Annotated in this window: 2 protein-coding genes; both read left to right on the top strand. The window is 62.2% G+C overall.

Going from position 1 to position 1,199, the window contains the following annotated elements; translation table 11 throughout:
• Positions 1–244: 23S rRNA (pseudouridine(1915)-N(3))-methyltransferase RlmH (locus tag Q4P78_RS09055; protein WP_303340040.1), on the top strand; the 244-nt coding region annotated here is incomplete at its 5' end.
• The coding region (locus Q4P78_RS09060) for an endonuclease/exonuclease/phosphatase family protein (protein WP_303340041.1) at positions 237–1,199 on the top strand (963 nt) is incomplete at its 3' end. The genes Q4P78_RS09055 and Q4P78_RS09060, both read left to right, overlap by 8 nt.

Here is a 1,199-nt window from a genome sequence, read left to right on the forward strand (position 1 = left end):
CAACGACGTGCGTGACGTGGAGGAGGGCGCCTACTTGGAGAAGAAGCAGGCACAGGTGGCCCGAAGGCTGGTGTTTATTGTGGGCGGCCCTTACGGGTTTTCGCCAGCGGTATACAAGGTGGCGCGGGAGAAGATGTCGCTCTCGCGCATGACATTCTCGCACCAAATGGTGCGCCTCTTCTTCGTGGAGCAGTTGTACCGCGCCATGACCATTTTGCGCGGAGAGCCTTACCACCATGAATAGGCTGCTCGTAGGCTTGTGCCTGTGCCTCCTCATCCTGCACGCTTGGGGCGGCCCGCAGCGGTTCAGAATCGTTACGTATAACGTGGAGAACCTCTTCGACACCCTGCACGCGGAAGGCAAGGAGGACGGGGAATTTACCCCCACAGGCAGCCGCCAATGGACTTCGGGCCGCTACTGGGGCAAGTTGGGCAAGCTGTGCCGCGTAATAGCCGCCGTGGGCGGCGACACACCGGCTGACTTGGTGGCCCTGGTGGAGGTGGAAAATGACAGTGTGATGCACGACCTGACCCAACGCACCAAGCTACGCCGGCTGGGATATGATTATGCCATGGCCGGCACGGCTGACGTGCGCGGCATTGGGGTGGGGCTGCTGTATCAGCCGCACCGGTTCAGACCTGTCAGCAAGGACACCCTGCGCTTTGAGGGGCTGCACAAACGCCTGCGCCCCACCCGGCACGCACTGCACGTGGCCGGCGAGCTGGTGACAGGCGACACGCTCGATGTGCTGGTGTGTCACTGGCCAAGCCGCCGGGGAGGGCAGGAGGCCACAAAATTTCGCAAGGGGGTGGCGCAGCAGCTGCGCACTTACTGCGACAGCCTGCTCCGTGTGCGCAGCCGTGCCGCGCTGGTGCTGATGGGCGACCTGAACGCATGGTATCCGGAAACTTGCCTGCGCGAGGGGTTGGGCTGCACCCTGCCTGAAGGCTCACCCAACCCGAGGGAGCTTTACCTACTGAGCCATGCCAGGCAAGCGAGCCACGACATTACCGGCACGTACAAATATCAAGGAAGGTGGAACCAGCTGGACCACTTTATTGTAAACGGCCGCCTGCTGCCCAGCCACACGCACCGCACCACCCCCTGGACAGACAGCGCACACTGCTATATTGCCGATTTGCCCTTCCTGCTCCAGAAAGAACCACGCAGCGGAGCGATGCGCCCCTACCGCACTTAT

It is taken from the genome of Rothia sp. (in: high G+C Gram-positive bacteria) (genome assembly GCF_030540545.1).
GTDB lineage: Bacteria > Actinomycetota > Actinomycetes > Actinomycetales > Micrococcaceae > Rothia.